Source organism: Mycobacterium marinum (assembly GCF_003391395.1).
Taxonomy (GTDB): domain Bacteria; phylum Actinomycetota; class Actinomycetes; order Mycobacteriales; family Mycobacteriaceae; genus Mycobacterium; species Mycobacterium marinum.
The window spans coordinates 6,197,211-6,218,613 of sequence record NZ_CP024190.1 but is presented as its reverse complement, the minus strand read 5'-3'; the positions used below and the strand labels follow the sequence as shown (position 1 = coordinate 6,218,613).

Sequence of the window (21,403 nt, the reverse complement as noted above, 5' to 3'; positions counted from 1 at the left end):
TCTCACGCACGCAAACTGGGGGTGCTCACCACGCCAACCACAACCCGCCCAGCGCCTGCCCAAACCAGGCATGAATCCACGATTTCCGCGCTCGGACAATGGCCACCACAGCGGGCACCGGCCGGCCCATGCGGCGAGGCCACGTGCGAGGCTGGGCCGAGCGACCCCGACCGCGGGCAGCACACCACACCAACCACCGCATGGGAGCCCATATGCAGATGCTGCTGGTCCGGCATGCACTGCCGCTGCGCAGCGAGCATGGCGAAGGTTCGGATCCGGTCCTGTCCGACACCGGGGTGGCGCAGGTCAGCCGCCTGCCCGAGGCGCTCTCCCGGTTCCCCATCGCCCGGGTGATCAGCAGTCCACAACGCCGTGCCGTCCAGACCGCCGAACCCGTCGCGACCGCACGCGGGCTGGCCATCGACATCGACGATCGCTTCGCCGAATACGACCGCGACCTGCCGCATTACATTCCCGTCGAGCAGATCCGCACCGAGAAGCCCCAGGAGTGGGCGAGGATGGCTCAGGGGAAGCTGCCCAGCGCGGTCGACGAGGACGCCTTTCGCGCGCGGGTTCGTGCGGTGGTTGACGACGTGGTGTCCGCAGCTGGCCCCGACGACACGGTCGCGGTGTTCAGCCATGGCGGAGTGATCAACGTGGTGCTGCACGAGATTCTGGGGACCGCGCGGCTCTTGTCGTTTCCTATCGACTACGCCTCGGTCACCCGGCTGCTGTTCTCGCGGACCGGCCAGGCCACGGTGGCCACGGTGAATTCGACCGAACACGTGTGGGATCTGCTGCCCCGAAACCAGCGGTGGTAGCCCAGCGGCAGCTGCCGTCGAGAATTTCGACGTGCCGACACGCCCGGGGAGCAAATGGGTGGTGGGCGGTGGTAAACAAGTTCGGTGACTTCGGTTGACCGACTCGACGGCCTCGACCTGGCCGCGCTGGACGGGTATCTGCGTTCACTGGGTCTGGGGCGAGAGGGTGAGCTACGCGGCGAGCTGATCTCCGGCGGCCGCTCCAATCTGACATTCCGGGTCTACGACGATGCGACGAGTTGGCTGGTGCGGCGGCCACCGTTGCATGGGCTGACGCCTTCGGCACACGACATGGCTCGCGAATACCGGGTGGTGGCGGCGCTGCAGGACACCCCGGTTCCGGTGGCCCGCGCTATCGCGCTGTGCGAGGACGACACGGTGCTGGGCGCACCCTTCCAGATTGTGGAGTTCGTGGCCGGGCAGGTGGTGCGCCGCCGGGCCCAGCTCGAAGTGCTGGGTAGCAGGGCGATCGACGGCTGTGTTGACTCACTGATCCGGGTGCTCGTCGACCTGCACAGCATCGATCCGGGCGCCGTTGGGCTTGGCGATTTCGGCAAACCCGACGGCTACCTGCAGCGCCAGGTACGTCGATGGGGGTCGCAGTGGGACCTGGTGCGGTTGCCTGACGACCGCCGTGACGGCGACGTCGCGCGACTGCATTCGGCTCTGCAGCAAGCTATTCCGACGCAGAGTTGCACGTCGATCGTGCACGGCGACTACCGGATCGACAACACCATCTTGGACGCCGATGACCCGACGCGGGTTCGCGCGGTGGTCGATTGGGAACTTTCGACGCTGGGGGATCCGCTCAGCGACGCGGCGCTGATGTGCGTGTATCGCGACCCCGCACTGGACCTGATCGTCAACACCCAGGCCGCCTGGACATCCCCATTGCTACCGACGGCCGACGAGTTGGCCGATCGGTACTCGCTGGTTTCCGGGATGTCGCTGGGGCATTGGGAGTTCTACATGGCGTTGGCCTACTTCAAACTCGCCATCATCGCCGCCGGTATCGACTTCCGCAGACGCATGTCCGAGCTGGCCGATGGGAAAACCGATGCCTCCGATGAGGCCCCCGAGGTCGTTTCGCCGTTGATCTCTCGTGGCCTGGCGGAGATCACCAAGCCGATCTCCTAGCCTCAGATCGAATGTCTGCCCGGGTTTTCCGGGGTGCGAGCCCGGCGGCGTGCAAGGCCGGTCAACGCCCGGGGTTGGTGGCCCGCAGTGCCTGCGCGTGACTCTTTTTCGCCTCGCGGCGCAGCTGCAGAATCCGCGCGGTGCCGACCGCGACGGTCAGCAAACCGCCCCCCACGGCCGCCAGCAGTATCGCCACACCCAGGGGCAGGCTCCAATGCCAGCCGAAGAAGGCGAAAGCCGTCGAGGCGGTGTTTTGGGCGATGAAGATCAGCAACACGATCAGCACCAAGAAGCCGGTGATCAGTGAGGACCACAGCGCGGCCGCCCGGGTGAACTTGATCGGGGGTTCCCCCGAACTCGGAGCGGGCTTTGGCGCCGGCGTCGAGGGCGCTTTGGTCTGCGGTGGGGGACCAGCTGAGCCAGATTGGTTGCTGCTCATACCGTCATGTTTACCCTTTTTTCCGCGGTGAAGGTAATTAAATCTCCGCTGGCAACTTTGCTGCGCTTTCACGTCTGCGCGGCAACACACCATCGCGGACGATAGTGTCGGGTGCATGGGGACGCTGCGGCGCGTGTGCCGCGCAACACTCGCCGCAGCGCTGTGCGTTGTGATGGTGTGTTCGGTCGCGGCCTGCGGCAGTTCGGACCCATTCGGGACCACCAGCTGTGACATCAACTCGATCGTGGTCGGGTCTGGCGACTTCCCGGAATCGCAGATTGTCGCCGAACTCTATGCACAGGCGTTGCGGGCAAATGGCTTCGAGGTCGGAATGCGGTTGGGAATCGGCAGCCGCGAAACCTACATACCGGCGCTCAAGGACCATTCCATCGATCTGGTTCCGGAGTACATCGGAAACCTCTTGCTGTACTTCGACCCACACGCCACCGTGACCCTGCTGGAGGCCGTCGAATTGGAGCTTTACCGGCGGCTGCCCGGAGATCTGTCGGTTCTCACGCCGTCGCCGGCTTCGGATACCGACACGGTCACCGTCACCAGTGCTACCGCCGACAAGTGGAACCTGAAGACGATCGCGGACCTGGCCCCGCATTCCGCGAATCTGCGGTTCGCGGCGCCCTCGGCGTTTCAGAACAGGCCGTCCGGATTGCGTGGGCTGCGCGAGAAATACGGGCTCGACATCTCACCTCAGAATTTCGTGACGATCAACGACGGCGGCGGCGCGGTAACAGTGCGGGCGTTGTTGGACGGAACGGTCGACGCCGCCGACATTTTCAGCACGTCGCCGACGATCCGGCAGAACCACCTGGTGGTGCTCGCCGATCCGGAGCACAACTTCCGGGCCGGCAACATTGTGCCGCTGCTCAATTCGCAGAAGAAGTCTGATCGCATCAAAGACGTCCTCGACGCGGTGTCAGCGAAGTTGACCACCGAAGGCGTGGCTGAGCTCAACGCTTCGGTATCGGGCAACGGTGGCATCGACCCTGATGAGGCCGCGCGGAAATGGTTGCACGACAACGGCTTCGATCATCCGATCCGGCCCTAGAGACTAACTGGGAAACGCATTGATCAGGTTTGACAATGTCGACAAGGTGTACGCCGACGGCACCACCGCCGTAGACCAACTGAGCCTCGAAGTCGCCGACGGCATGCTGACCGTTTTCGTGGGCCCATCGGGCTGTGGCAAGACAACCGCACTGCGCATGATCAACCGCATGGTCGAGCCGAGTTCGGGCACCGTCACCGTCAACGGCACCGACGTCTCCACGGTGAACCCGGTGAGGTTGCGCCTCGGGATCGGTTACGTCATCCAAAACGCGGGGCTGATGCCCCATCAGCGGGTGATCGACAATGTCGCGACGGTGCCGGTGCTGAAGGGGCAGTCACGCCGGGCCGCCCGCAAAGCCGCCTACGAAGTACTCGAACGGGTAGGTCTGAACCCCAAGGTGGCCAGCCGTTATCCGGCCCAACTCTCCGGTGGCGAACAACAGCGGGTCGGGGTGGCGCGGGCGCTGGCGGCTGACCCGCCGATCCTGTTGATGGACGAGGCCTTCTCTGCTGTCGACCCGGTGGTGCGCCATGACCTGCAGAACGAAATCCTGCGTCTGCAAAGTGATCTACACAAGACCATCGTTTTCGTCACGCACGACATCGACGAGGCGTTCAAACTCGGCGAGGTGGTGGCGGTGTTCGCGCCGGGCGGCCGGCTGCAGCAATGCGACCAGCCCGCGCGGCTGCTCGCCCGCCCGGCCAATGAGTTCGTGTCGAAATTCATTGGCTTGGGCCGTGGCTACCGGCTGCTGCAACTCTTCGATGGGGCGGGTCTCGAGCTGCATGACCTCGAGCGGATCTGTGTGAGCAGTCTGGGGCGCTCACAACTGCCCGATGGCTGGGCGCTGGTGGTCAGCGACGATGACGTCCCGGTGGGCTGGATTGACGCCGACGGATTGCGCCGCCACCGCGATGGTGCGACCCTGCCGGACGCCATGACGGTGGTGGGGGCGGTATTCCGGCCGAACGGCAACCTTAGCCAGGCGCTGGATGCCGCGCTGTCGTCGCCGTCATCCATGGGTGTGGCCGTCGACGAAGGCGGCAAGGTCATCGGTGGAGTGCTGGCCGATGACGTGCTGTCCGCGTTGAAAAGCCGGCGATAAGGCCCGGGTATGCCTTACTTGATGACCCACCTCGGCGCCGCTTGGGCGCTGACCATGGTCCATCTACGGCTGTCGCTGATTCCGGTGCTGATCGGTACGGCGATCGCGGTCCCCCTGGGGCTGTTCGTGCAGCACAGACCGACGCTGCGTCGGCTGACGACGGCAACCACCAGCGTCGTCTTCACCATCCCGTCGCTCGCGCTGTTCGTGGTGTTGCCGCTGATCATCAAGACGCGGATCCTGCAAGAGGCGAACGTGATCATCGCGCTGTCGGCCTACACGAGCGCCCTGCTAGTGCGTGCCGTGCTGGAGGCCCTGGATGCGGTGCCCGCGCAGGTCCGGGATGCCGCCGTGGCGGTCGGCTATTCGCCGATTGCGCGAATGCTGAAAGTTGAACTGCCGCTATCGATTCCGGTGCTGGTATCCGGCCTGCGGGTGGTGGTGGTGACCAATATCGCAATGGTTTCGGTGGGGGCGGTGATCGGGATCGGCGGTCTGGGCACCTGGTTCACCGCGGGTTACCTGATGGACAAGAGCGACCAGATCGTGGCCGGTATCACCGTGATGTTTGTCCTGGCCATCCTGATCGACATGGTGCTCAACGTGGCTGGCCGGTTGGCCACGCCGTGGGAGCGCAGCTCGCGCAGCCGGCGTCGGTTCAGATCTCCGATCGTGGGTGGGGCCCGATGAGTTTCCTGCAGCAGGCGCTGTCCTATTTGTCCACCGCCGCAAATTGGACCGGATCGGCCGGCCTGGCCGAGCGCACCGCCGAGCACCTGGAATACACCGCGCTGGCCGTGACGGCGTCGGCGCTGGTTGCCATACCGATTGGGTTGATCATCGGGCACACCGGCCGTGGTCAGGTGCTGGTGGTCAGCGCGGTCAACGGGCTGCGCGCCTTGCCGACGCTGGGCGTGCTGCTGCTCGGTGTGCTGTTGTTCGGACTGGGGCTGGGGCCGCCGATAGTCGCGCTGATGCTGTTGGGCATGCCGCCGCTACTGGCCGGCACCTACGCGGGCATCGCCAGCGTCGACCCGCTGGTGGTCGATGCCGCCCGTGCGATGGGTATGACCGAGGCCCAGGTGGTGTTGCGCGTCGAGATGCCCAACGCCCTGCCACTGATACTCGGCGGGTTGCGCAGCGCGACGCTGCAAGTGGTCGCCACCGCGACGGTGGCTGCCTACGCCAGCCTGGGCGGGCTGGGCCGCTACCTGATCGATGGGATCAAGGAACGTCAGTTCCATATCGCCTTGGTCGGTGCGCTGATGGTGGCGGCCTTGGCGCTGTCTTTGGACGGGCTGCTGGCGTTGGCGGGATGGGCGTCGGTGCCCGGTACCGGCCGCCTGAGCAGGTTCTGGCACCAGCCAGATGACCGAATTGACGTTGCAGTTAGTCCCAATTCCGCCGCGGTTGGTTCACACGTCCTACGGTAGACATGTGAACTCAGTTTCCTCTGATCCGGCTCGGCGCCTCTGGACGGCTATGTTGACGTGGCGTGCTCAAGACGTCTCGCGCATGGAATCGGTACGAATTCAGGTGTCCGGCAAGCGGATCAGGGCAAATGGCCGCATTGTGGCGGCCGCCACCACCAGCAACCCCGCATTCGGCGCTTTCTACGATCTGCAGACCGACGAGACCGGCGCCACCAAACGGTTCGGACTGACCGTCACGCTGGCCGAGCGGGAACGTCAGCTCGCGATCGCCCGGGACGAAGAGAACATGTGGTTGGTCACCGACCACCAGGGGGAGAGCCGAGCGGGGTACAACGGCGCGCTGGACATCGACCTGGTGTTCAGCCCGTTCTTCAACGCGCTGCCGATCCGGCGCCTCGGAATCCACGAGCGTGCGGAGATGATCACCTTGCCGATGGTCTACGTCAACGTGCCGGACATGAGCGTCGACGCGGCCACCGTGAGCTACAGCAGTGAGGGCCGCCTGGATGGCATCAAGTTGCGCTCCCCGGTCGCCGATACCACCGTGACCGTCGACGATGAAGGTTTCATCCTGGACTATCCAGGCTTGGCAGAGCGGATTTGATCACGCCGCCCGCCCGGCCGGCCGCGGCCAGTCGTTCGCGCCAGCGCGGCTCGCCGATCGTCACCGTGGAGATGTCGGAGCGCGGGAAGCTCTCGTAGCGGGTGCGCGCGGCGTTGCCCGCGTCGACCAGGTCGGCCACCGAGCCGTTGCAGGCCAACGAATCGCGGGCACGGTTGAGCAATTCGATGATTCGGTCCGCGGCCGGCACCAACTGTCCGGTGTTGGCCTCGCACATCGCCCGAACCAGGTCGGGAGCGGTGCCGGCAACGCGGGTGGCGTCCCGGAACGAACCCGCGGCCAGCGCAAAAGCCAGGGGGACTTCGGCGGCGGTGACCGCCAGTGCCTCGGCGAGCAGGTGGGGCAGGTGCGAGATGGCCGCCGCGGCCGCGTCGTGCTCGTCGGACTTGGCCGGCACGACCACCGCTCCGCAGTCCAGCGCCAGCTGCATCACCATCGACCACACCACGGGATCCACGTGGTCGTCGACGCTGACTACCCAGGGTGCCCGCGTGAATAGGGCGCCGTGACCAGCCCCCCAACCGGAGTGTGCGGTGCCGGTCATCGGGTGACCGCCGACGAAGCGCTCGCGCAGACCGGCCTCGGTGACTTCCTCCAGGACGGCGGTCTTGACGCTGGTCACGTCGGTCAGCGGGCAGTTAGGGGCCAACTCGCGGATATGGGTCAGCATGCTCGGCAACGCCGGCATAGGAACGGCCAGCACAATCAATGCGTTGGTGTCGGCGGCCCGGGCCAGCGTTTCGGCGAGATCGGTGGTGGCCTCAAATCCGTCCGACTGGGCGCCGTTGGCGCCTTCCACCGACCGGTTGTAGCCGAAGACCACACGATCTGCTGCAGCGGTGGCCCGCATGATGGAACCACCGATCAAGCCCAGCCCGAGTACACACACGGGTGTCGTCTGCACAGTCCCAAGGTTGGCACACTTGCATTGCTCGTGTGTGTCCGCCGCCGTGCTTGCCCAGCGGCGCTGGTCAAGGGTCATCTGGTCACAAACCTGGCCAGCGACTACCGTAAGCGCCCATGGGAGCACAACGGGCCGCAGCGAAAGGCCCGTCCGCGGAAACGCCGGACGGTTTCGGCGTTGCCGTGGTTCGTGAAGAAGGTAAATGGCGTTGCGCCGCGATGAGCGCGAAGGCCTTGGCCACGCTGTCGGCGGCCGAAACCGAGCTGCGGGAATTGCGCAGCTCGGGAGCTGTCTTCGGGCTCCTGGACATTGATGACGAGTTCTTCGTCATTCTGCGTCCGGCGCCTTCAGGGACCCGGCTGCTGTTGTCGGATGCCACCGCGGCACTTGACTACGACATCGCGGCTGAAGTCCTGGACAGCCTGGACTCCGAAATAGATCCCGAGGACCTCGAGGATGCCGACCCGTTCGAGGAAGGCGATTTGGGCCTGCTGGCAGATATCGGCCTGCCCGAGGCCGTGCTGGGGGTCATCCTCGACGAGACCGATCTTTACGCTGATGAACAACTTGGCCGCATCGCCCGGGAGATGGGCTTCGCGGAGCAGCTGTCGGCGATAATCGACCGCCTCGGTCGGTGATCGCGGACGAAGATCTGGTCCGCGCCGCTCTGGCGGTAGCCGCGACGGCCGGTCCGCGCGATGTACCCATCGGTGCGGTGGTGATCTCCGCTGACGGGACCGAACTCGCCCGCGCGGTAAACGCCCGCGAGGAACTCGGCGATCCGACCGCCCACGCCGAGATCCTGGCGTTGCGGGCGGCGGCGCGAGTGCTTGGGGATGGGTGGCGGCTCGAAGGCGCCACGCTGGCGGTAACGGTGGAACCGTGCACCATGTGTGCGGGTGCGCTGGTGCTGGCGCGGGTGGCTCGTTTGGTGTTCGGTGCGTGGGAACCCAAGACTGGAGCGGTCGGTTCATTGTGGGATGTGGTGCGCGATCGTCGGCTCAACCACCGCCCGCAAGTGCGCGGTGGTGTACTCGCGCAGGAGTGCGCTGCGCCCCTGGAAGAGTTCTTCGGCCGCCAGCGATTGGGGTGACGGGCCATCGGTTCGGTAAGCTGCTCGGCGGTGGCGTGTCCGAGCGGCCTAAGGAGCACGCCTCGAAAGCGTGTGACGGCTAAAACCGTCCGAGGGTTCAAATCCCTCCGCCACCGCCAAGCGATGAGTCGACCCGTGGGTGACACCACGGGTCGCGTCATCGACTGCAGACTCCCCGGCCGTCGGCCGAGGTTTTTGTTCTTGGGTGTATTGGGCGCGCAAAGTAGGCAGCGCTCTCCCGAGACCGGCACGAACTGCAGCACCCGAGCTGTCACTCACGACCGCTTCGACGAGCGGAGCACAGCCCAGCAGCTCGAGTGCCGTGGCCATCGTGCTCGCGCGAGCTGTGACGTGCCTGGTGACCCGGGTACGGTCGGGTGGGCCGGGGGTGCCGGTGGAGCTGGTGGCGCCGGCGGCAACGGCGGCAACGGTGTTGCTAGGCGGCGCCGCAGGACTTGCCGGCGTCAATGGTTCTAGTGCCGTTGGAAATGCCGGCCACGGTGGCGATGGCGGTATGGGTGGTGCCGGGGGCCGGCGTGAATGGAGTCAGTGGCGGAAACGGTGGCAAGGGCGGCAGTGGCGGCACGCGTGTTTCCGGTGGTGCCGGCGGCGCGGGTAATGATGGCGTCATCCCGTCGAATAGCGGACTCGGAGGCGCAGGAGGAAACGCCACCGGCATTGGGGTGAAGGTGGCGGGCGATGGATTCGGAAGCCTTGGCGGGACGGGCGCGGGCGGCTCGCCTTCCGACAACGGGACTAACGGGCAACCAGGTAACCCGGGCTGAGCAATGCCACACCCAACCACCCCCGATTCGGCGGTGCGACATAGCTTGCAGAACAAGCGAATGACCGGGATCTAGCCGAGCCGGGCCCGTTCTACCCGCTGATCAATAACGGAAGCGAGATCGCTCCCGCACCTCCGGTCACCACAATTACCCACCGGCCGTCGACGGGCAGGCTCACCTCAATGTTGAAGATGGCGAACCCGACCTCGGCGGTGGTTGCGGCGTCGGGCAGCTCGAATCCCATCAGCAGGGGTTCGTCATCGGTGGGAGGTCTGATCTCGACTTCGATCCGCTGGTGGGGATCGTCGGTTTCGGTCTGGGTCAACACCACCAGCAGAAACCGTGCCGTCCGGTCGGTGTCGACCCAGTATCGGTACAACACGCCGCCGGATACGTTGAGCTTGTTATCCACCGCAGCGGCCGCTTCGGCGAGAAAAGCCCCCACTATCACCCCCCGAACCTACAGCCATGGTCACGGCACGCTCGGCGGGGCTCGGAGCGCCCCTGCGGCTATTGCTGAGGCTGGGGAGCGCCGCCATAACCGAGCTGCGACGCGGTGTAGCGTGCGGCATCGGTGACCGGCACCGCCTGCACCGCAGTGCCGTACGCGCAGATCTCGGTCCATACGTCACCGAGCTCGGTGGTGTCGAAGCGCATCCCGATAATCGCGTTGCCGCCCTTGTTGCGGGCCTCGGTCATCAGCCGGGCCATCGCCTCATTGCGGCTCTCGGCCAGGTTCTTGGTCATGCCCTGCAACTCGCCGCCGAACATCGATTTGAATCCGGCGCCTATCTGGGAGAAGGCATTTCGGGAACGCACGGTCAGTCCGAAGACTTCGCCGCACACCCGCTGGATTTCCCAACCGGGAATGTCATTGGTCGTGACAACGAGCACCGGGCCACCCTTCTGCGGTCGTTCGATACGACGTGATTGCGCTGCAGACTACCGCTGCTCGGGCGGGGCGCCTAGCGCAGCTTGCGGCCGTAGTTGTCGGCAACGTTGCCAGTGAAGATCATGATCGCGTCAACGATTCCCCACAACACCGCGACGATGAGAAACGGAAGGCCGATGAGGCAGAATACGGTGAAGGCCAGGCCGCCGAGTCCGAGGCACAACTGGGCCGTGGCAACGGAATTCGAGCCGATGTAGAACCGGCCGATGCCGGCGAAACCGAAAAACAGCTGCAGCAGTCCGGCGGTGGCGGCCGACTTATCGGAAAGGGGCACACCGCTGATCGGATCGCGTCCAAAGGGCGCCTGTGGATCTGGCGCCTGGGCTAAATTGGGGTAGCGGTACGACGGGTTGCCGGGGTATGGCTGTGGCTGGCCCCCCGGTTGAGCCGGATACCCCCATGACGGTGGGAACTGGGGATTGGGGCCCGGTTGGCCGTAGGGCTGCCCGACCCAGGGGGGCTCGTCGGAGGAACCTCCGGGTTGATTCGGTGTCGCCATCGGCTAGCACTACCCCCTCGTATCTCGCCTCCCCACGCTACCCCGGCTCCAGCTGGTGAAACGGCCACACCCGCGGCTACCGTCTTTGGAGTATCTCGAAGTCGAAGTGGGGATCCGGTGGAACCTTCCAGCACTGACATCGCCGACATCGACTTTGACGATCTGGCGAGGCCCGTGCTGACCGACGTCCAGCGCCAGGTTCTGCAGTTCACCGAGTCCAGACACGTCGAATTCGACATCGCGGCACTGCTCGCCGAAGCTGTGGACCAGGCCGGGGTCGGCGACGACCTTGGCGACACCGACGGCTTCGGAGACCGCTTGAGGGCCCATGTGGCAGCGATCGAAGGCGACCAAGGTCTCACCCAGCTCACCCGCTCGTCCTTGCGGCAGCGAGTGGTTCGGCTGCTGCGCAACCGCCTCTCGTTGACCGACCTCATCCGCCGATACCCCGAGATCGAATCGATCCGGATCGAAAAACCGTTCGTCGTGGTGGGCATGCCGAGGTCGGGCACCACCCATCTGGTGAATCTGCTCGCTGCCGATCCGCGCCGGCGTGCGCTGCCGTACTGGGAGAGTCGAGACCCGATCCCGGCCCGAGGCCAAGGCCCCGACATCTTCGGCGTGGACCCGCGCTACAACAGGGCAAAATCCGAGCACGATGCCTTGATGGCCACCGCCCCGGTGGTGGCTGCCATGCATGACCGGTTTCCCGAAGCAATCGAGGAGGAAGTGGAGCTCCTCGACCTGGACCTGGCCTCCTATGTCCTGGAATGGCATGCGCGGGTGCCCGATTGGCGCGACTACTATCTTGGGCTCGACCAACGCCGCCATTACGCCTACCTGAAGAAGGTGCTGCAGGCGCTGACGTTTCTGCGCGGCCCGCAAACCTGGGTCCTCAAGAGCCCGCAGCATTGCGAGCAGCTGGGCCCGTTGATGGCGACCTTTCCAGATGCCACGGTGGCTTTCACGCATCGTGATCCGGTGGCGGTGATCCAGTCGACCATCACCATGATGGCCTACTCTGACCGGCTGCGCCGGACCAGCATCGACGCCGGCTGGCTGCTGGACTACTGGAGCGACCGCGTGTACCGACTGCTGCGGGCCTGCGTGCGTGACCGTGACATTGTGCCGCCCGACCGCAGCATCGACATCGGCTTCCATCAGCTCAACGGCAACGAAATGGCGCTGCTGGACGAGCTTTACCGGCGCAGCGGCGTCGCGATGACCCCGAAGGTTCGCGGACTGTTTCAGCAGTACCTGGACGGCAATCCGCGCGGCAAGCACGGTCGGGTGCACTACCACCTGCAACGTCATTTCGGCAGTTCGGCCGAGCAACTTCGGGAACGGTTCGACTTCTATTTCGACAGGTTTGATGTCCGCCCCGAGTGAAGGAGACGACCGCGATGTTCGAACCGGTCTACCGCAGCAGGCCGGGCGCCGACGCGATGCGCCCGGCGGCCGCCGAGCGGGCTGAGCAGATCGCGCCAGGATTGTGGTGTTCACCGGGACTGTCGAACTCCTACTTGCTGACCACCGATGACGGTCGGGTGGTGGTCAACACGGGGATGGGATTTGAGGGCCCGGTGCACCGCGCGAATTTCGATGCCGTGGACTGCTCGCCGGTGCGCTACATCATCTTGACCCAGGGACACGTGGACCACGTCGGTGGCCTGGACAGCGTGCGCGACCCCGAGACAAAGGTTGTTGCACAGGCGAACTGGACCCTCTGGCGCGACGACAACGAGCGCCTCATCCCGTATCGGGCCAGCCGCAGCGCCTTCGCCTTCAAAGACACGCTGAGCGCCGGCATCCAGGCGATCCAGCGACGTCTCGGTACCACCCGCCTGGCCGGCCAGAGCGTGCCCAACGTCGAGCTTGATTTCGCGGACACGCTCGTCCTGGAAGTCGGCAGCCGACAGCTGGAGCTGTTGTCGGTACCGGGGGGAGAAACGACCGATTCGTTGGTGGTCTGGCTGCCGGAGGAACGAATATGTTTGTGCGGAAATACCTTTGGTCCGCTATTCGGCCACATCCCCAACCTCGTCACCATGCGCGGCGACCGGTACCGTGACGCGCTGGCGGCCATCGCCTCGATCGAGCGGGTGCGCGAGCTGCGCCCCGAAATTCTGGTGACCGGTCATTTCGACCCGATCACCGGCGCCGAGCTCATTTATTCCGAGCTCACCCGACTGCGCGACGCCCTCGCGTACGTCCACGATCAGACCGTCGCCGGGATGAACGCCGGCAAGGAGGTAGAAACCCTGATGCGCGAGATCGTGCTACCCGCCGAATACGACGTCGGCCAGGGATATGGGACGGTGGCCTGGGACGTGCGGGCGATCTGGGAGAACTACTCGGGCTGGTTCCACCATCGCTCGACAACCGAGCTGTATCCGGTTGGATTCGACGCTGTCGCCGCCGATGTGGTGGATCTGGCGGGCGCGGATGCGATCGTGGATCGAGCCCGCGCTCATCTGGTCTCCGGCCGCCCGGTGCAAGCGATCCACCTTGCCGAGTTGATCGATCGGGACCATCCGGGCGCCCGTGAGGTACTCAGACAAGCCCACGAAAACCTGCTCGCCGGCAGTACCAACTTCTGGGAAAGTGCATGGCTCGAGCGTCAGATAGCGAGCCTCTCGTGACGGCGCGGGTGAGCTTCGATTTCACCGGGACTGCGGCTCTGATCACCGGCGGTACCAGCGGGATCGGGCATGGGATCGCGATGCTGTTCCGGGACGCGGGGGCCCAGGTCACCGTCACCGGAACCAAGCCGGGGGTCGCGGACTACGACATCGACTTGTCCGGCATGACTTACCGGCAACTGCACCTCACCGACCCGGATTCGATAGCCCAGCTGACGCAGCACTTCGACCGGCTGGATGTCCTGGTCAACAACGCCGGCGCGAATTTCCCCGGGGGACTTGATGAATCGAAGCCGGATGGTTTTGACGCTTCGGTACAGCTCAATCTGACCGGTCCGTACCGGCTGACCATGGGTCTCTACCGCTCGCTGAAGGCATCGACCGCGGTTGGAGGCGCCAGCGTGGTCAACATGGCATCGATGTCGGCACTGCGCGCGATCACCCTGGTCCCCGGCTACGGCGCCGCCAAGGCGGGAATCATCTGTGTCACCAGAAACCTGGCGGTCAAGTGGGCGGCCAAGGGCATCCGGGTAAATGCCGTGGCGCCGGGCACTATCGATACCCCGATGACCGCGCCGATGCATCTCGCGACCGAGCTGGTGGATGCGGAGCTGGCCCATATTCCGTTGCGCCGCTTCGGATCAGTCGGCGACGTTGCACCCACGGTGGCGTTCCTGTGCACCGAATGCAGCAGCTACACCAGCGGGGCGGTGTTCGTTGTCGACGGCGCGTCGGATTGCGTCTGAGCCGACGCTGCAGGGCAACGGCTATGCCCTGGAAGCCACGCGCTCACAGACCCCGATAGGCAGCCGAGGAGGTGACTGACGGCTCGGGGCTTAGAAGCCCAACTGCTGTGGCATCTCCGTGACCAGCACCGGAAGCGTGACCGACCCGGTGTCGGAGCTGGCCACGAGTTCCCAGCGGCCGTCGATGGGAAGGCGCAGCTGGATCTCGAAGAAGGCGAAGCCCGGAAACTCGGCCACGGCGGCCTCCGGAACCTCGAATTGCAGCCGGGTGGGCTCGGCATCCGCGGGAGGCCGTGCCTCGACAGTGAGCTGCCGATCCGTGCTGCCCGGGTTCGACTGGGTCAGCACTACCAGGACAAACCGGGCCAGACGATCAGGCCCGACCGCGAAACGGGACAGCACGCCGCCCGACACGTTGAGTTTGTTGTCTACCGCGGCAGCGGCGTCCGCGAGAAAGGCACCGGTAAGTATCACGCGGCTGAACCTACCGCGAAGTAGATTTGCCAGCAAACCCGAGGGGGGTATGGCCCTGGGGCGGCTTTGGTAAAGCGCGCGTCGCATCTTCGTCGTGTGAAACCTCGGCCCGACAAACGTCGGTAGCGGGCCGCGCATCATCGGATGCTCGAAAGACGGGCCCGGCGGCGTCGGTGGGGGCGGCCAATGCCGGCCGGTTCGGGAGCCGCCTCGCGGCGATTCCCGGGGGTGCGATGAGCGCTGCGGCGCGGTTTGCGAGCGCACGCTTCTGTCCTGCCCGCCTAGTCGTCGGGAGGGGCCTCCGAACGGGGGGAGTCGCGAAATATGCGGTGGCATAACGGCTACCGGCGGTGCTCCGGGCTCAACATCGGGAATCTGACGGCATGGTAAAAGTCTTGACGAATACAACTATGGCCAATTACTACTGTCGCTATAGACATTGGTCGTGGTGTCGCTCACGCGGTCACGGTCCATCCGGGACTGGTGTGCGCTCATCCGGCCGTTGCGGTCATCGGGCCCAAGTCCGCGCAACTAAGGAGGACCAGATGCAGTCGATGTCGATCGATCCGGTCGCCGCCGATATTGGTGCGCAGTTGGCCGAAGGCGCCTTGCGGGGTCTGCAGGCCGGCGCGACGGCGGCCACTTCCATAACTTCGGTGCGGCCGGCTGGGGCCGACGAGGTTTCCACCCAGGCGATGCTGGCGTTCACCAAACACGCCGGACAAATGCTTGCCCTCAATCAGGCGGCGCAGGAAGAGCTCAGGAGGGCCGGCGAGGCCGTCAACGCGATCGCGCGGATGTACGCCGACACCGACGTGGCGGTGGCCAGAAACCTGATCGACGTCGGATGGCGGTCGGGATCGGCGTTGGCGAACGTCTGATCGGGTGGCTGGGTATCCCCGCCGCTTCAGCCAATTTCGCGCCGGAACGCGCGATACTGGGCAGGTGGCTGATCGGAACGTGCTGGGTAACCCGTTGGAGCAGTGTGGGGCTGAGCCGCCCACCGGGTTCTATCGTGACGGCTGCTGTGCTACCGGGCCCGAGGACGTTGGCCGGCATACGATCTGCGCGGTGGTGACTGCCGAGTTCCTCGAACATCAGCGTTCAATCGGTAACGACCTGTCTACCCCGGTGCCGGAGTACCGCTTTCCCGGACTGCTGCCAGGCGACCGCTGGTGTGTCGTCGCGGTGAATTGGCTGCGTGCCCACTATGACGGCTGCGCCGCGCCGGTAGTGCTGGCATCCACCAACGAGCGGGCTCTGGAAGTGGTGCCACTCGAGGTGCTGCAAGAACACGCCGTCGATGTACCCGATGACCTGGCCAACTTGTAGTGGCCGGCGGCGTCAGGGCACTGCGGTCGAATACAGCCAGGTGTCCCACAAGTCCCGTAGCGACTCGGTGGCGTAGTTGGCGGCCAGGCCGGTGAAGTCGTCGGTGATGACCGTGCCGTGCCGATACCGCGTCGTCCAATCCCTGAGCAGGGCGAAGAATTTCGCGTCACCCAACCGCCCGCGCAGGCTGTGCAGGGCCAACGCGCCGCGCTTGTAGACGCGATCGTCGAACATCAGTTGGGGCCCGGGATCGGTCAGTAGCAGGTCTTGCGGTTTCCCCCGCAGCTCCTGGTGGTGATGGCGGGCCAGCTCATCGGCGCTGGGCCCGCCGCTGTGCTCCGACCAGAGCCACTCGGCGTAGCAAGCGAATCCCTCGTGCAGCCAGATGTCGCACCATCGCCGCGCCGTCACCGAGTTACCGAACCACTGGTGCGCCAGTTCGTGCGCGATGAGCCGTTCGCTGGAACGGGTGCCATCGCAGTGATTGGCGCCGAAGATCGAGATGCCTTGCGCCTCCAGCGGTATCTCCAGAGCATCGTCGGTGACCACGACCGTGTATCCGTTCGCCAGCGGATACGGGCCGAACAGATCGATGAACAACTGCATCATCGCCGGCTGCCCGGCGAAGTCGTGGTCGAACTCGCAGCGCAGCCGTTCGGGCAGCGCCGCCCTGATCGGCACCGGGGACCTGGACATCCGGGCCATGACGTAGACGCCGACCTGGAGGGTGATCAGGTAGGTCGAGGTGGGTTCGGGCTGCTCGTAGGTCCACACGGTCTGTGACGCCCGTACCCGCTGCCCGACGAGCTTGCCGTTGGCAATCGCCCGGTAGGAGCTCTCGGTGCTGATCTGGATGCGAAACGCCGCTTTCGCGCTGGGATGGTCGTTACACGGAAACCACGAGGCCGCACCGTTGGGTTGGCCGGCCACCAGCGCCCCTTCGGTCAGTTCCTCGAATCCGACTTCACCCCAGAGTGTTTGCAGGGGCCGCGGCGCTCCGCTGTAACGCACGAGAACCGAAAACGCCACTCCGGTAGCCAGCTTCGAGGTCAACCCGATGCGCAACTTGCCGTTGCGGCTGGCAAAGCGCGCGACGCGCTTGCCGTTGACCAACACCTTCGACACCGACAGCGCATCGGATAGATCGAGGGTGAATTCCTGCAACTCGGTCAGGGTCACCGCGGTGATCGTCGCCGTTCCCGACAGTCGGTTGATCGCAACCTTGTATTCCAGGTCCAGCTCGTAGCGTGAAACCCGGTAGCCGAAGTTGCCGTTCTGGGGCAGGTATGGATCGATGATTTTGATAGCTTTCTTCGGCATCTTGGCGGATGCTTTCACGCGGCAGTGTCCTTTGCGCCGCCTTCGGATTGTTTTGTGCCGCTGGACTTCTTGCGGCGAGTCTGCCACGGCCTGATCGGATTGCCCTGCCAGCGCGTCGACCCGGGTACCTCGTCGCCGCGGACAACAAGTGAGGCCGGACCGACCGTGGCGCCCGAGCCCAACCGGGCCGCGGGCAACGCCACACAATGCGGGCCGAGGGTCGCGCCGGGTTCCAGAACGACGCTGTCCATCCGCATGATTCGGTCGTGGAAGAGATGGGTCTGCACCACGCAGCCGCGGTTGACGGTGGATCCCGCGCCGAGGGTCACCAGGTCCGCCTCCGGCAGCCAGTAACTTTCACACCACACCCCACGGCCGATGTGGGCCCCCAGGCCACGCAGCCACATGTTCAGCACGGGTGTGCCGCCGGCCGCGCGGGCGAACCACGGAGCCGCGACGGTTTCGACGAACGTATCGGCCAGTTCGTTGCGCCACACGAACGACGACCACAGGGGATATTCGCTGGTCTTGATCCGGCCGACAACCAGCCATTTCACCACGACCGAGATCACCCCGGCGACGGCACCGGCGGCCAGCAGAACCAATCCGCCCAGCAGCGCGGCCCACCAAATCCCTGACGGCCCGAACGCCAACACCACCGCCTGCAGACCGCCCAGCACGGCCAGGCCGATCGCGACCGTCACCATCATGGGGAGCAGCCGGCATGTCTCCACCGCGGCCCGCATCAGCTTCAACCGCAGGGGCGGTTCAAAGGTGGTCGCGGCATCGGCTTCGGCGGGCTTGCGCCGCAACCTCATTGGCGGGCTGCCCAACCAGGAGGAGCCGCGTTTGGCCTTGGGCGGCGTAGCCGACAGCACCGCCACCAGCCCGTCGTCGGGGACGCGGCGGCCCGGTTGGGTGATGCCCGAATTGCCCAAGAACGCCCGCCGGCCCACCGTCGTCGGCGCGGCATATATCCAGCCGCCGCCCAGTTCGTATGCGGCGACCATGGTGTCGTCGGCCAGGAACGCCCCATCCTCGATCACGGTGAACTTGGGGATCACCAGGGCGGTGGAGATCTCGGTGCCGCGGCCGACCTTGGCGCCCAGTATCCGCAGCCAGATCGGTGTCAGCAGGCTGGCATACAGCGGGAACAGATAGTTGCGGGCAGCGTCCATCAGCCGCTCGGTCGTCCACAGTTGCCAGCCCGTCCGGCTGCGTACCGGGTGGTAGCCCGCGCGCAGCCCGATCGACATCGCGCGCACCGCCAGCACCGTCACCAGCACGTAGACGGCGGTGGCGGCCAGCGTCGCGACCGGGGTCCACAACAGCGCCGGCAGCACCGCCTGGGACAGGCTGCGGGTGTGCCGGACCGCCGCCGCGATCACCGCAAGGCCGGTGACCGCGGCCAGCAGCGGCAGACCGGCAAGCAGCAGCGAGGTCAACCCGTACACGGCCACCCACTGCCCTCGGCGCGGCGGTCGCTGGTCCGGCCACGGGTGATTGACCCGGCCCGATTTGGCCGCGGGTGACCCCTTCCAGTACTGGCCGTTCTTGATCTTGTCGATCACCCCGGAGCCGGGTGCCACATCGGCGTTCTTGCCGACCACCGCGCCGGGCAACAGCGTGGTTCGCGACCCGATCGTTGCGTCGTTGCCGATCGTGATGGCGCCGACGTGAAACACGTCGCCGTCGATCCAGTGTCCGCACAGGTCCACCTCGGGCTCGATCGCGCTGCGGTGCCCCACCGTCAGTAGTCCGGTGACCGGCGGCATCGCCTGCAGGTCGACGCCCTTGCCGATGTCGGCGCCCAGCGCGCGGGCGTAGTAGACCAGCCACGGGGCCCCGGCCATGTTTTCGGCCCCGCTGGCCTCGGCCAGCCGCTCGGCGAACCACACCCGAAGGTGTACCGATCCGCCGCGGGGATAGCTGCCCGGTGTCACCTTGCGCAGCAGGATGCGTGCACACAGCACCGCGATGCCCATCCGGCCCAACGGTGTCACGAACGCGACGAACGCCACGACGATCAGCCACCAGTTCACCGACACGGTCCACGGCACCAGGTGCAAGTCATGGGCGATGTTGTTGCCCACCGCCAGCCAGGTCACCCACGGCAACGCCGCCAAGGTGGTCAGCGGTATCGCCGCGGCCGTCTGGATCAGTTGGGTCAGCCGGGGGGTGGGGCCAACGACACGTTCGTCAACCTGCGGCGGCGGCCCGAGCTCATCGAGGAACCCGGCCAGCGATCCGAGCCGGGGATGGTCATACAGATCGGCGACGGTGACCTGCGGATACTGGTGGCGCAGCATGGCGACCAGCTGCGCGGCCGCCAGCGAGCCGCCGCCGAGTGCAAAGAAGTCGGCCTCCGGGCCGGAGATGGCGGCGCCGAGCAGGTCACGCCACATTCCGGCCAGCCAACCCGTCGTGCCGGCCAGATCGGGTGTCTCTTCGGTGTCGCTGCTGCCGGGCGGCGGCCAGGGCAGCGCATCGCGGTCGACTTTGCCCGACGTGCGGGTGGGCAGCTCGTCGATTTGCACCAGGCGCGGTACCAGCGCGGCGGGCAGATGTTCGGCGAGTTGACGGCGTGCCGCGGCGATGTCGAACGCGGGATCGGCGCTGACCACGTATCCGACCAGCACCGGCGTGCCGGTGGCGGTGCGGCGCACGGCGGCCGCGCCGCCGCTGACTCCGGCCAGGTGGACCAACGCCGAGTCGACCTCACCCAACTCGATGCGCCGGCCACCCACTTTGACCTGGTCGTCGCCGCGCCCGCAGAAGTAGAGCCCGTCACGTTCGAGGCGCACCAGGTCGCCGCTGCGGTAGGCGCGCGTCCAATCCAGGGACGGCATCGAGGCGTACTTTTCGGCGTCTTTGTCGCTGTCGAGGTAGCGGGCCAACCCCACCCCACCGATCACCAGCTCGCCGACCTCGCCGTAGCCGACCGGCTGACCGTTGGCGTCGACGACGGCCAGGTCCCACCCCGGCAACGGCAGCCCGATGCTGATCGGCCCGGTGCCGTCGAGCCGGGCGGCGCACGCGACCACGGTGGCTTCGGTCGGGCCGTAGGTGTTCCACAGTTCCCGGCCATCCACCGCGAGCCGCTCGGCCAATTCCGGAGGGCACGCCTCGCCGCCAAAGATCAACAGCCGCACCGCTTCGAGTGCCTCCGCCGGCCACAGCGCGGCCAACGACGGCACGGTCGAAACCACGGTCACGTCGCGGGTCACCAGCCAGGGCCCCAGGTCCATCCCGCTGCGCACCAGCGATCGCGGCGCGGGGACCAGACAGGCGCCGTGGCGCCAGGCCAGCCACATCTCCTCACACGATGCGTCGAAGGCGACCGACAAACCGGCCAGCACCCGGTCGCCGGGGCCAATCGGGTTATCTTGCAGGAACATCTGGGCTTCGGCATCGACGAACGCGGCGGCATTGCGGTGGGTGACGGCAACGCCTTTGGGGGTACCGGTGGATCCGGAGGTGAAGATGATCCAGGCGTCGTCTCGAACCAGCGGCGCCCCGGCGCGCCAGCCGCGCGACGCCCCGAGTGTTCGCTCGATGCCGCCCTCGGTGATCACCGCGACCACGTTGGCTTCCCCGAAGACCAGCTCGGCGCGCTCGTCGGGATCATCGGCGTCGACGGGCACGTAGGCCGCGCCGGCGGCAAGTATCGCCAGGATCGCGGTGTACAGCCCATAGCTGCCGGATGGCATCCGGATGCCGATCCGATCGCCCCGGCCCACGCCCCTGGCGGCGAGCCAGGCCACGCTGGCCTCCATGTCTTCGACCAGCTCGCTGTAGGTGAGCTGAACTGTTCCATCGTCGATCGCCGCGGCGTCCGGGTACCGCGCGGCCGTCTCGTAGATGATGTCGATCAGGGTGCGCGGGTTGGGTGCGGCGCTCGACAACAGATAGTGCGCGGGGATCTCGGGCGTCACCACCATAGGAACCCTACTCAACTGTGGCGAGATTGCCGCTCGAGCGCCACGGTGATGCGCCGCCGGGCCGGGCACAATGCAGTGGCGAGGGGGCGGTA

The 21,403-nt window shown here is 66.1% G+C and carries 23 protein-coding genes and 1 tRNA gene; 16 read left to right on the top strand and 8 right to left on the bottom strand.

Annotated features, from left to right (window positions below):
- Window positions 1–212: 212 nt before the first annotated feature.
- Together CCUG20998_RS26485 and CCUG20998_RS26480 are read left to right on the top strand one after the other, a co-directional pair.
- Entirely contained in the window at window positions 213–821 is a 609-nt protein-coding gene (locus CCUG20998_RS26485) for a histidine phosphatase family protein (RefSeq protein ID WP_020731017.1), read from the top strand.
- 84 nt (window positions 822–905) lie between these two features.
- Window positions 906–1,958 carry a phosphotransferase family protein gene (locus CCUG20998_RS26480; RefSeq protein ID WP_020731016.1) on the top strand — a complete coding sequence of 351 codons (1,053 nt, stop codon included), beginning with the start codon at window positions 906–908 and terminating at the stop codon, window positions 1,956–1,958.
- A 61-nt stretch (window positions 1,959–2,019) separates the two neighbouring features.
- Here CCUG20998_RS26480 and CCUG20998_RS26475 read toward each other — a convergent pair whose 3' ends face one another.
- Entirely contained in the window at window positions 2,020–2,397 is a 378-nt protein-coding gene (locus CCUG20998_RS26475) for a LapA family protein (RefSeq protein WP_011741980.1), read from the bottom strand.
- Between the two features lie 115 nt (window positions 2,398–2,512).
- Between CCUG20998_RS26475 and CCUG20998_RS26470 the strand changes: the two genes are divergently transcribed.
- Genes CCUG20998_RS26470 through CCUG20998_RS26450 form a run of 5 tightly spaced genes read left to right on the top strand, consistent with a single transcriptional unit; the run spans window position 2,513 to window position 6,605 of the window.
- Window positions 2,513–3,460 (top strand): ABC transporter substrate-binding protein, encoded by a 948-nt coding sequence (locus CCUG20998_RS26470; protein WP_020731015.1) that lies wholly within the window; start codon window positions 2,513–2,515, stop codon window positions 3,458–3,460.
- A 19-nt stretch (window positions 3,461–3,479) separates the two neighbouring features.
- Complete coding sequence (locus tag CCUG20998_RS26465) at window positions 3,480–4,568, top strand: ABC transporter ATP-binding protein (RefSeq protein WP_020731014.1); 1,089 nt, start codon at window positions 3,480–3,482, stop codon at window positions 4,566–4,568.
- Window positions 4,569–4,577: 9 nt separating this feature from the next.
- On the top strand, window positions 4,578–5,258 hold the full coding sequence (locus CCUG20998_RS26460; RefSeq protein WP_020731013.1) for an ABC transporter permease: 681 nt from the start codon (window positions 4,578–4,580) through the stop codon (window positions 5,256–5,258).
- A complete protein-coding gene (locus CCUG20998_RS26455) occupies window positions 5,255–6,001 on the top strand; it encodes an ABC transporter permease (RefSeq protein WP_020731012.1) in 747 nt (248 codons plus the stop codon). The genes CCUG20998_RS26460 and CCUG20998_RS26455 overlap by 4 nt, the downstream gene beginning before the upstream one ends.
- A gap of 4 nt (window positions 6,002–6,005) precedes the next feature.
- Window positions 6,006–6,605, top strand: a complete 600-nt coding sequence (locus CCUG20998_RS26450) for a putative glycolipid-binding domain-containing protein (RefSeq protein WP_036456778.1) — start codon at window positions 6,006–6,008, stop codon at window positions 6,603–6,605.
- Here CCUG20998_RS26450 and CCUG20998_RS26445 read toward each other — a convergent pair.
- Entirely contained in the window at window positions 6,568–7,512 is a 945-nt protein-coding gene (locus tag CCUG20998_RS26445; protein ID WP_020731010.1) for a prephenate dehydrogenase, read from the bottom strand. The genes CCUG20998_RS26450 and CCUG20998_RS26445 overlap by 38 nt on opposite strands.
- Window positions 7,513–7,643: 131 nt before the next feature.
- Between CCUG20998_RS26445 and CCUG20998_RS26440 the strand changes: the two genes are divergently transcribed.
- From CCUG20998_RS26440 to CCUG20998_RS26425, 4 genes are all read left to right on the top strand, one after another.
- The gene (locus CCUG20998_RS26440) at window positions 7,644–8,165 is read left to right on the top strand and encodes a tRNA adenosine deaminase-associated protein (RefSeq protein ID WP_036456774.1); all 522 of its coding nucleotides are present in this window, start codon (window positions 7,644–7,646) and stop codon (window positions 8,163–8,165) included.
- Window positions 8,162–8,620, top strand: a complete 459-nt coding sequence (locus CCUG20998_RS26435) for a nucleoside deaminase (protein WP_020731009.1) — start codon at window positions 8,162–8,164, stop codon at window positions 8,618–8,620. Before CCUG20998_RS26440 ends, CCUG20998_RS26435 begins: the two co-directional genes overlap by 4 nt.
- A gap of 29 nt (window positions 8,621–8,649) precedes the next feature.
- Window positions 8,650–8,739, top strand: a tRNA-Ser gene (locus CCUG20998_RS26430).
- 369 nt (window positions 8,740–9,108) lie between these two features.
- Window positions 9,109–9,405, top strand: coding sequence for a hypothetical protein (locus CCUG20998_RS26425; protein WP_142401094.1), 297 nt, complete (start codon window positions 9,109–9,111; stop codon window positions 9,403–9,405).
- Window positions 9,406–9,496: 91 nt separating this feature from the next.
- On the opposite strand, the gene CCUG20998_RS26420 is transcribed toward CCUG20998_RS26425, so the two are convergent.
- The 3 genes from CCUG20998_RS26420 to CCUG20998_RS26410 all read right to left on the bottom strand — a co-directional run bounded on the left by CCUG20998_RS26420 (window position 9,497) and on the right by CCUG20998_RS26410 (window position 10,856).
- The gene (locus CCUG20998_RS26420; RefSeq protein ID WP_036456772.1) at window positions 9,497–9,856 is read right to left on the bottom strand and encodes a hypothetical protein; all 360 of its coding nucleotides are present in this window, start codon (window positions 9,854–9,856) and stop codon (window positions 9,497–9,499) included.
- 59 nt (window positions 9,857–9,915) lie between these two features.
- A complete protein-coding gene (locus tag CCUG20998_RS26415) occupies window positions 9,916–10,299 on the bottom strand; it encodes a YbjQ family protein (protein WP_020726924.1) in 384 nt (127 codons plus the stop codon).
- 71 nt (window positions 10,300–10,370) lie between these two features.
- A complete protein-coding gene (locus tag CCUG20998_RS26410) occupies window positions 10,371–10,856 on the bottom strand; it encodes a TM2 domain-containing protein (protein ID WP_036456770.1) in 486 nt (161 codons plus the stop codon).
- A gap of 117 nt (window positions 10,857–10,973) precedes the next feature.
- Here CCUG20998_RS26410 and CCUG20998_RS26405 point away from each other — a divergent pair, with 117 nt between their 5' ends.
- The 3 genes from CCUG20998_RS26405 to CCUG20998_RS26395 are packed head-to-tail and all read left to right on the top strand — an operon-like array spanning window position 10,974 to window position 14,244.
- The gene (locus CCUG20998_RS26405) at window positions 10,974–12,245 is read left to right on the top strand and encodes a sulfotransferase family protein (RefSeq protein ID WP_020731004.1); all 1,272 of its coding nucleotides are present in this window, start codon (window positions 10,974–10,976) and stop codon (window positions 12,243–12,245) included.
- Window positions 12,246–12,259: 14 nt separating this feature from the next.
- The gene (locus tag CCUG20998_RS26400) at window positions 12,260–13,498 is read left to right on the top strand and encodes an MBL fold metallo-hydrolase (protein ID WP_020731003.1); all 1,239 of its coding nucleotides are present in this window, start codon (window positions 12,260–12,262) and stop codon (window positions 13,496–13,498) included.
- Window positions 13,495–14,244 (top strand): SDR family NAD(P)-dependent oxidoreductase, encoded by a 750-nt coding sequence (locus CCUG20998_RS26395; protein WP_020731002.1) that lies wholly within the window; start codon window positions 13,495–13,497, stop codon window positions 14,242–14,244. The genes CCUG20998_RS26400 and CCUG20998_RS26395 overlap by 4 nt, the downstream gene beginning before the upstream one ends.
- A gap of 90 nt (window positions 14,245–14,334) precedes the next feature.
- Here the strand turns inward: CCUG20998_RS26395 and CCUG20998_RS26390 are convergent, their stop codons facing one another.
- On the bottom strand, window positions 14,335–14,718 hold the full coding sequence (locus tag CCUG20998_RS26390; RefSeq protein ID WP_020731001.1) for a hypothetical protein: 384 nt from the start codon (window positions 14,716–14,718) through the stop codon (window positions 14,335–14,337).
- 545 nt (window positions 14,719–15,263) lie between these two features.
- Between CCUG20998_RS26390 and CCUG20998_RS26385 the strand changes: the two genes are divergently transcribed.
- Window positions 15,264–15,599 carry a PE family protein gene (locus tag CCUG20998_RS26385; RefSeq protein WP_020726920.1) on the top strand — a complete coding sequence of 112 codons (336 nt, stop codon included), beginning with the start codon at window positions 15,264–15,266 and terminating at the stop codon, window positions 15,597–15,599.
- 64 nt (window positions 15,600–15,663) lie between these two features.
- On the top strand, window positions 15,664–16,050 hold the full coding sequence (locus CCUG20998_RS26380) for a DUF2237 family protein (protein WP_036457078.1): 387 nt from the start codon (window positions 15,664–15,666) through the stop codon (window positions 16,048–16,050).
- A 12-nt stretch (window positions 16,051–16,062) separates the two neighbouring features.
- Here the strand turns inward: CCUG20998_RS26380 and CCUG20998_RS26375 are convergent, their stop codons facing one another.
- Window positions 16,063–17,370: a M1 family metallopeptidase gene (locus CCUG20998_RS26375; protein ID WP_036457077.1), complete on the bottom strand. Its 1,308-nt coding sequence runs from the start codon at window positions 17,368–17,370 to the stop codon at window positions 16,063–16,065.
- A gap of 14 nt (window positions 17,371–17,384) precedes the next feature.
- Entirely contained in the window at window positions 17,385–21,311 is a 3,927-nt protein-coding gene (locus CCUG20998_RS26370; RefSeq protein WP_020730998.1) for a Pls/PosA family non-ribosomal peptide synthetase, read from the bottom strand.
- Window positions 21,312–21,403 lie beyond the last annotated feature (92 nt).

Coding starts and splice junctions, on each gene's coding strand:
- CCUG20998_RS26485 (WP_020731017.1), top strand. CDS start 213: ATGCAGATGCTGCTGGTCCGGCATGCACTGCCGCTGCGCAGCGAGCAT.
- CCUG20998_RS26475 (WP_011741980.1), bottom strand. CDS start 2,397: ATGAGCAGCAACCAATCTGGCTCAGCTGGTCCCCCACCGCAGACCAAA.
- CCUG20998_RS26470 (WP_020731015.1), top strand. CDS start 2,513: ATGGGGACGCTGCGGCGCGTGTGCCGCGCAACACTCGCCGCAGCGCTG.
- CCUG20998_RS26460 (WP_020731013.1), top strand. CDS start 4,578: ATGCCTTACTTGATGACCCACCTCGGCGCCGCTTGGGCGCTGACCATG.
- CCUG20998_RS26455 (WP_020731012.1), top strand. CDS start 5,255: ATGAGTTTCCTGCAGCAGGCGCTGTCCTATTTGTCCACCGCCGCAAAT.
- CCUG20998_RS26440 (WP_036456774.1), top strand. CDS start 7,644: ATGGGAGCACAACGGGCCGCAGCGAAAGGCCCGTCCGCGGAAACGCCG.
- CCUG20998_RS26425 (WP_142401094.1), top strand. CDS start 9,109: ATGCCGGCCACGGTGGCGATGGCGGTATGGGTGGTGCCGGGGGCCGGC.
- CCUG20998_RS26410 (WP_036456770.1), bottom strand. CDS start 10,856: ATGGCGACACCGAATCAACCCGGAGGTTCCTCCGACGAGCCCCCCTGG.
- CCUG20998_RS26400 (WP_020731003.1), top strand. CDS start 12,260: ATGTTCGAACCGGTCTACCGCAGCAGGCCGGGCGCCGACGCGATGCGC.
- CCUG20998_RS26385 (WP_020726920.1), top strand. CDS start 15,264: ATGCAGTCGATGTCGATCGATCCGGTCGCCGCCGATATTGGTGCGCAG.
- CCUG20998_RS26375 (WP_036457077.1), bottom strand. CDS start 17,370: ATGCCGAAGAAAGCTATCAAAATCATCGATCCATACCTGCCCCAGAAC.
- CCUG20998_RS26370 (WP_020730998.1), bottom strand. CDS start 21,311: ATGGTGGTGACGCCCGAGATCCCCGCGCACTATCTGTTGTCGAGCGCC.